The following is a 7672-nucleotide window of genomic DNA, read 5'->3' as shown; positions in this document are numbered from 1 at the left end:
TGGTCATCGACTGGCGCGCGCCCGTCTCCCAGCCGTTCTACCGGGCCTCCAAGAAGGACCCGCACGATGTCGCGCTGCGCCGCCGCTTCGGCTACACCGGCGGCGACCTCACCGCGTACGAGGACGAGCGTCTCTCCGATCCCACCGAGGCCGTCCGCTCCAGCAAGCTGCTCCAGGCCGAGATCGAACGGCCGCGCGTGGGCCCCATGCGGGACATCGTCGCCACGATCCAGCCGGAACAGGACGAGATCGTGCGCAGCGACCTCGGCGGCACGGTCTGTGTCCAGGGCGGTCCCGGCACCGGCAAGACCGCCGTCGGTCTGCACCGGGTCGCGTATCTGCTGTACGCGCACCGCGAGCGGCTGGCCCGTACCGGCACGCTGGTCATCGGGCCGAACGCGTCCTTCCTCCACTACATCGAGCAGGTGCTCCCCGCGCTGGGCGAGCTGGACGTGCGGCAGTCGACGGTGGACGCGCTGGTCGCCTCCGTCGAGGTGAGCGGTACGGACCCGGCGCCCGCCGCCGTGCTCAAGGGCGACGCCCGGATGGCGGAGATCCTGCGCCGGGCCGTGCGCTCCCATGTCACCACGCCCACGGAGGGCATCGTGGTGGTGCGGGGCTCGCGGCGGTGGCGGGTGCCCGCGTACGAACTCGAAGAGATCGTCCGGCAGCTGCTGGACCGGGACATGCGCTACGGCGCCGCGCGTGAGGCGCTTCCGCAACGGATCGCCCACGCCGTGCTCGTGCAGATGGAACGGGCGGGCGAGGCGCCCGACGACCGGGTGCAGGACGCGGTGGCGCGCGGCGCGTCGGTCAAGGCGGCGGTCAAGGCCATCTGGCCTCCGGTCGATCCGGCGAAGCTGGTGCTGCGGCTGCTCTCCGACGCGGAGTTCCTGGCCGAGCACGCGGAGGGCCTGCTGACGCCGGACGAGCAGCGGACGGTCCTGTGGACGAAGCCCGCGCGCGGTGTGAAGTCGGTGAAGTGGTCGCCGGCGGACGCGGTGCTGATCGACGAGACGGCGGATCTGATCGCCCGTACGCACTCGCTGGGCCATGTCGTGCTGGACGAGGCCCAGGACCTCTCACCGATGCAGTACCGCGCGGTGGGCCGCCGCTGTTCGACCGGTTCGGCCACGGTCCTGGGCGATCTGGCGCAGGGCACCACACCGTGGGCCACCGCGAGCTGGGCGGAGGCCCTGCGCCATCTCGGCAAGTCGGACGCGCTGGTCGAGGAGCTGACGGCGGGCTTCCGTGTGCCGCGCGAGGTGATCGCGTACGCGTCGAGGCTGCTGCCGGAGATCTCGCCGGGCCTGACGGCGGTGGAGTCGGTGCGCGAGTCGCCGGGCTCGCTGGAGGTACGGGAGGCGGGCGACGCCGCCGCGCTGGACGCGGCGGTCGTGGCGGCCTGCGCGGAATCCCTGGCCCACGAGGGCTCCATCGGCCTGATCGCGGCGGACAGCAGGATCCCGGCCCTGCGCGAGGCCCTCACCGCGGCGGCCATGCCCTGGCTCTCCCCGGGCGAGGAGACCACCGCGGCGTCCCGTCTGACACTGGTGCCCGCCTCGCTGGCCAAGGGCCTGGAGTACGACTACGTGGTCCTGGACGACCCGGCGTCGGTCGTCGCCGGGGAACCCGACGAACGCACCGGCCTCCGCCGGCTCTACGTGGCCCTGACCCGCGCGGTCTCAGGACTCACGGTCCTCCACAGCGCCCCGCTCCCCGCCCCGCTCCTGACCCGCGCCGGCTGAGCTCCGTACGGGGCGGCCGGTCAGGTCCCGGGCCCTGCGCACCGTCGCCGCGTCGACCATCGCGCCCCGCCCGTCGCGGAAGGCGCCGCTGCCGTCGCGCTCGTGCCGCTCGAAGAGATCGAGCAGGGCGTGCGCGTCGGCCAGCTCGGCGGGGTCGGTGCCGAACACCTCGTTGGCGACGGTGACCTGGTGGGGGTGGATACAGGCGCGGCCCTGGAAGCCGAGCCCGCGCAGTCGCAGGCTGGAGGCGCGGAACGCCGCACTGTCGGACGTATGTACGGAGACGGGCGCGACGGCGCACTCCAGCCCGTGCGCGACGGCGTGCGCGACGGCCGGTCCCCGGGCCCAGTCGAGCAGGTCGTCGCCACGGGCGGAGTCGGGCCCCATCCGCAGGTCCGCGCGCAGGTCCACCTCGCCGAGCTGGATCCGGCGCACGGCGGGGTGACGGACGGCGGTGCCGAGGGTGAGCACCCCCGCCGCGCTCTCGACGAGGAGCCCCAGGGCGACGGGCCCGCCGGTCGCGGTCACGGTCGCGCCCACGGCGGCGGCCAGGGTGTCCAGCTCGGCACCGGCACCCGCCTTGGGCATCCACAGGCCGTCGATCCGGCCCGTGGCGAGCAGCGCGCGGGCGTCGTCAAGACCACGGGCGCCCCCGTTGACCCGTACCCACAGCTCCGGTCCCCCGTCCTGGCGGCCGAGGGCGAATCCGACGGCGGCGGCGCGCGCCTCGTCCTTGCGCGCGGGCGCGACGGCGTCCTCCAGATCGAGGATGACCGCGTCCGCCTCCGTACGAGCGGCGCTGCGGAGAAAACGCGGCTGGTCGGCGGGCACATAGAGATGGGAACGGGGTGGACGCGGGGGCACCGGGCTACTCCTCACACACAAAGAACAGGATGATGCATTTTCCTAAGTGGTGATGTAGCTTACCAGTCACAATACTTCGGGTCGGCCCGTGCGGTGGGACCGTACGGGCCGTCCGGATCCGTGACGAGGGGCGGGGCCGGTGCCCCGCCGACGAGGAGGGGATCGCGGCGTGTTCCAAGCCGACAGCGTCACGATTACCGTGCTGGTCGAGAACCAGGTGGACATGCTGCTGCCCGACCAGGCCAGCCCCACCGGCGGTGACGGGCACGGTGACGACCACTGCGTCACCCGGTACGGGCTCATCGAGCACTTCGACCCCAAGCGTGTCCCGCCCCAGGCGGAGAACGGCATCAGCTTCCTGGTCGAGGCGGTCCGGGGCCGGCACACCCTGCGGGTGCTGTTCGACGCCGGTCTGACCGGCACGGTCCTCGAACACAACATGCGGGTGCTGGGCGTGGACCCCACCGGCATCGACCATGTGGTCATCAGCCACGGCCACCCGGACCACTTCGGCGGTATCCACCGCTTCCTCGGTCTGGCGGGACGCCGTGTCCCGGTCGCCACGCACGCCGACGCGGAACTGCCCCGGTACGCGGTCATGGGCGACGGCCGGACCTCGCCCGTCTACAACGCGGCGTTCGGCTTCGGCGAGGTCGAGAAGTCCGGCGGCATCCCCGTACTGACCAGGGACTCGCTCGATCTCGGCTGGGGTGTGCACACCACCGGGGAGATTCCGCGAGAGGTCGCCTTCGAGGCCGGTGCCGCTCCCGCGTTCAGCCCCGGCGACCCCGGTCTCTACCAGGTCTCGGCCGAGGGCAGGCTGCGCCGGGACGAGGTGACGGACGAGATGGGTCTCGTGGTGGATGTGAAGGACGTGGGTCTGGTCGTCCTGACCGGCTGCGCGCACGCGGGGGTCATCAATACGATCGCCCAGGCCCGCGCGGTCTGCGGGCCCAGACCCGTCCGCGCGGTGATGGGCGGCTTCCACCTCGGCTTCCCCACCACCCCGGCGGAGAACGTCGGGCTGACCACGAACGCGCTCGCCGAGCTGGAGGTCGCCACGGTCATGCCGATGCACTGCAGCGGACTGCACACGCACGCGCGCGTGGCCCGCGATCTCCCCGCGAACTACGTACAGCCCGCCGTCGGCACCGTGCTGCGCTTCGGCCGCTCATGACGACGGACAGCGGCCCGGACACGAGCGGGGACATGACCGCGGATCTGCGGGGCGTGCGGGTCATCGCGGTCGAGCAGGCCGTCGCCGCCCCCCTGTGCACCCGGCATCTCGCCGACCTGGGCGCCGAGGTGATCAAGATCGAGCGGCCGGGCGGCGGGGACTTCGCCCGGGGCTACGACGAGGCCGTCCACGGGCTGGCCAGCCACTTCGTCTGGCTCAACCGGGGCAAGCGCAGCGTCGTCCTGGACCTGAAGGCCGAGCCGGGGCGAGAGGTGCTGCGCCGGCTGCTGCGCGACGCCGACGTCCTGGTCTGCAATCTCGCGCCGGGCGCCCTGGAGCGGATCGTCCCCGACGAGGAACTGGCCCGGCTGAACCCGCGTCTGGTGCGCTGTTATCTCTCCGGGTACGGGCCGTCGGGACCGTACGCCACCCGCAAGGCGTACGACGCGCTGGTGCAGGGCGAGGCCGGTACGATCACGGCCACCGGCACACCGGACACGCCCGCCAAGCCCGGCGTGTCCCTGGCCGATCTGGCCGGCGGGACGTACGCGCTCACCGCCGTCACCGCCGCCCTGTACGCACGCGAGCGGACCGGTCTGGGCAAACGGATCGACGTGGCGCTGTTCGACGTACTGCTGGAGTGGATGAGCCCGCTCCTGCTCGCCGAGATGCACGGGGGTTCCGCGCCCCCGCCGGCCGGGCTGCGGCACGCGAGCATCGCGCCGTACGGGCCGTACACGACGGCCGAGGGCCAGGACGTACTGATCGCGGTGCAGAACGAGGGCCAGTGGCGGCGGCTGTGCCGGATGGTGCTGGACGAGCCGGGGCTGCTGGAGGATCCGGCGTTCGCGTCGAACACCGCCCGGGTACGGCACCGCGAGCGCACCGAACGCGCGGTGCAGGCACGGCTGGGCGGGCTGTCCACCGCCGAGGTCACCGCCCGCCTTGAGCGGGCCGACGTGCCCTACGCGCGGCTCAACCAGATCGGTGAGGTCCTGGACCATCCGCAGGCGGCGGCGACCGGGCGCTGGTCGGAGGCGACGCTGCCGGACGGGCAGGCGGTCCGGGTGGTCACCTCACCGCTGCATCCCCGGCCGGAGCCGACGGGAGGGCGCCGGGTGCCGGCGCTGGGCGAGCACACCGCGGACGTGCTGCGTGAACTGGGCCTCTCCCGGGCCGAGATGGACGCGCTGCCGGCGCCGCCCGCCCCCGCGCCGCCGCCCGGCACCCCGTCATCGGGCACCTCGCCGTCCGGCACGTCCACGCCCACGGCGCCCGCCCGCTAGGCCCTGTCCGGACAGGACCCGAGGTGTGTTTCGACAGCCGGACCGGCCGCCGCCCCAGGGGCGGCGGCCGGTCCGGTCAGGAGTCCCGTCAGTCGTTGTCGACGTCGAACGGATCGACGACCTGCTGTCCCGTCAGATGCCGTGCCAGCGCGAGGAAGCTGCGGGCCAGGTGCCACTCGGTCGCCCTGGCCAGCGCGTCGCCGTCGCCGAGCCGGGCCGCGGCCAGCATCGCCCGGTGCTCGTTGGAGGTCTCCTCGGCACGGTCGTGCAGGACCTGGAGCACGTCCCACGGGAACTTCTGCCAGAGCTGGTCGATCTCCTCGGTCAGCCCCTCGTTGCCGCAGTTCGCGTAGAAGAGGAAGTGGAACTGACGGTTCGTGGCGTTCAGCCGCGCCCGGTCCCCCTCGGCGGCGGCCTCCTCCATCTCGGCCACCAGCCGCTCCGCGAGGTCGATGTCGCGCGGGGAGAGGCGCCGGGCCGCCCGCTGCATCGCGTACGGCTCCACCAGGCGGCGCAGCAGATAGACGGTCTTGACCTGCTCGTAGTCGGCGTCGGCGACCCGGACCCCCTTGTGCGGCTCACCGACCAGTACGCCCTCGGCCTCCAGCAGCCGCAGCGCCTCACGGACCGGGGTGATGCTCGTGTCGAACATCGCGGCGAGCACGTCCTGCTGGATACGGCTGCCGCGCGGCAGTTCGCCCGCGCTGATCATCCGCCGCAGCTCGGTGGCGATACGGTCGCGCTTCGTCAGCGGTTTCGCCCCCTTCGGCGCGACACCGTCGGTCGCTGTGGAGGGACGTCGGCGGGCCGGCGGCAGCATGGGTGTGTCCTTCATGGCTCAGCGCTCGGGGAGCGTCGGGGTCGGCGGGCCTGACGAGTGTCGCACCGGCGCGGCGGGTTCCGTGCCGTATCGACCGGCCGGACCGGCCGCCGCGCGGTCGAGGCGGTGGTGGAAGTCCCCGAGGACCGCGGCGAAGGCCTCGGGCTCGTCCAGGTACGCGACATGGCCCGCGCCGGGTACGACGGCGTACGCGCCGCCGAGCCGCCCGGCCAGGGTCTTCGCCGCCTCGGCGCCGACGCGTTCGTCGAAGGCGCCGCGCAGCACCAGACAGGGCGGACCGGGCGGCCGTGGCGGCTCGTCGTCGGCCCAGCCGAGCGTGGCGCGCAGGGAGTCGAGCAGCGTCCGCGGGCGGGTCGCGGCCATCGCCCGGCGCAGCAGTTCACGCCGGGCGGGATCGGGGGCGCGCAGGGTGCCGTCCGCATAGCCCCGGGCGAACGCGGCGGTCCCGGCGCGGCGCAGCCGTTCCTCCGTCTCCGCCAGCCGTCCCGCCGCCGCGGGCCCCCCGGCCGGGGGAAACCCGACGAGGGTCAGCGAGCGTACGGCGGCGGGCCGTTGGCGGGCGAGGGCCAGCGCGACCAGGGCCCCGAGACCGGAGCCGACGACATCCACGGGACGGTCCACGGGGTGCTCCGCGGAACCGCCCGGGCCCGCCGCGCGGTCCGCGGGACCGCCCGGGACCCCCGCGGCGGCGTGCGCCGCGGCCGTCTCCACCGCGCCGGCCAGGGTGAACGGTTCGTCGGCCCGGTCGCCGTGCCCCGGCAGATCGGGCGCCTCGGCGGCCCGCCCCCCGGCACACAGCGAACGGAGCGCGGGCGCCCAGGTGCGCGCGTCACCGCCCCAGGTGTGCAGCAGAAGCAGACGCACCGGAGACACGGCCGAGGACGTCGCCGTCACCGCTGTCGCATCTGTCGCTGCTGCCACTGATGTCACCGCCTTCACGGTCATAGGCACCTCACACCAGGATGATGCATCTTTCGGTTTCTTGAGTATAGCTATTGCATGTCAGGCATCCTAGTGCTCAGAATCCCCGGTATGACCACGACCCACTCAGCAGGAACGGCCGCACCGGCCGGCGCGCACGGTGGCGCCACGGTGGCGATCGACGGGCTGACCATGCGCTTCGGTGAACGCACCGTGTCCCAGGACATCGATCTGACCATCGGCGCCGGGGAGGTGCTCTCGATCGTCGGACCCTCCGGCTGCGGCAAGACCACCCTGCTGCGGGCGGTGGCCGGACTGATCCCGCCCGCCGAGGGCGAGGTCCGTATCGACGGACGGACCACGGCCGGCACCCCGGACGGGGTGGCGATGGTCTTCCAGCACTTCGGCCTCTTCCCGTGGAAGACGGTCGAGGCGAACGTCGCCTACGCCCTGCGCGTGCGCGGCGTCGCGAAGAAGGAGGCCCTGGAACGGGCCCGCGAGCTGATCACCCTCGTCGGCCTGTCCGGCTTCGAGAAGTCGTATCCGCACCAGCTCTCCGGCGGTATGCTCCAGTTCGAGCTGCTGCGCATCTGGCAGGACCATCCCGTGACGATGCTGTTCGTCACCCACTCGATAGACGAGGCCGTCCTGTTCGGGGACCGGATCGCCGTCCTCAACGGGCGGCCCAGCGGCGTCGCCGAGCTGATCGACGTGACGCTTCCGCACCCCCGCGACCGGTCCGTGCTGGCCGACCCGGATTTCCTCGCCATCCGCGAGCGGGTCTGGTCACTGATCATGGGCGCCGACGCGCGCCACTGACCGCCCGGTCCGCGCC

General features: G+C 73.3%; 7 protein-coding genes. 4 read left to right on the top strand and 3 right to left on the bottom strand.

Features of this window, described 5'->3' with window-relative positions; translation table 11 throughout:
• A partial coding sequence (locus tag BFF77_RS02880) for a HelD family protein (protein ID WP_066943457.1) occupies window positions 1-1748 on the top strand: 1748 nt, incomplete at its 5' end.
• On the opposite strand, the gene BFF77_RS02875 is transcribed toward BFF77_RS02880, so the two are convergent.
• Window positions 1686-2612, bottom strand: coding sequence for an HpcH/HpaI aldolase/citrate lyase family protein (locus BFF77_RS02875; RefSeq protein ID WP_066943455.1), 927 nt, complete (start codon window positions 2610-2612; stop codon window positions 1686-1688). The genes BFF77_RS02880 and BFF77_RS02875 overlap by 63 nt on opposite strands.
• 169 nt (window positions 2613-2781) lie before the next feature.
• Here BFF77_RS02875 and BFF77_RS02870 point away from each other — a divergent pair, with 169 nt between their 5' ends.
• Both BFF77_RS02870 and BFF77_RS02865 read left to right on the top strand, forming a co-directional pair.
• Window positions 2782-3789 carry an MBL fold metallo-hydrolase gene (locus BFF77_RS02870; RefSeq protein WP_211280137.1) on the top strand — a complete coding sequence of 336 codons (1008 nt, stop codon included), beginning with the start codon at window positions 2782-2784 and terminating at the stop codon, window positions 3787-3789.
• Window positions 3786-5075, top strand: a complete 1290-nt coding sequence (locus BFF77_RS02865; protein WP_141698342.1) for a CaiB/BaiF CoA transferase family protein — start codon at window positions 3786-3788, stop codon at window positions 5073-5075. Before BFF77_RS02870 ends, BFF77_RS02865 begins: the two co-directional genes overlap by 4 nt.
• 88 nt (window positions 5076-5163) lie before the next feature.
• Here BFF77_RS02865 and BFF77_RS02860 read toward each other — a convergent pair whose 3' ends face one another.
• Both BFF77_RS02860 and BFF77_RS02855 read right to left on the bottom strand, forming a co-directional pair.
• Entirely contained in the window at window positions 5164-5910 is a 747-nt protein-coding gene (locus tag BFF77_RS02860) for a GntR family transcriptional regulator (RefSeq protein ID WP_079124786.1), read from the bottom strand.
• Between the two features lie 3 nt (window positions 5911-5913).
• Window positions 5914-6780, bottom strand: a complete 867-nt coding sequence (locus BFF77_RS02855; RefSeq protein WP_169922599.1) for an alpha/beta fold hydrolase — start codon at window positions 6778-6780, stop codon at window positions 5914-5916.
• A gap of 168 nt (window positions 6781-6948) precedes the next feature.
• On the opposite strand from BFF77_RS02855, the gene BFF77_RS02850 reads away from it, so the two are divergent.
• Window positions 6949-7656: an ABC transporter ATP-binding protein gene (locus BFF77_RS02850; RefSeq protein WP_211280136.1), complete on the top strand. Its 708-nt coding sequence runs from the start codon at window positions 6949-6951 to the stop codon at window positions 7654-7656.
• The last annotated feature ends 16 nt before the right edge of the window (window positions 7657-7672 follow it).

It is taken from the genome of Streptomyces lushanensis (genome assembly GCF_001700515.1).
GTDB lineage: Bacteria > Actinomycetota > Actinomycetes > Streptomycetales > Streptomycetaceae > Streptomyces > Streptomyces lushanensis.
This window is presented reverse-complemented; position numbering and strand designations above follow the sequence as displayed.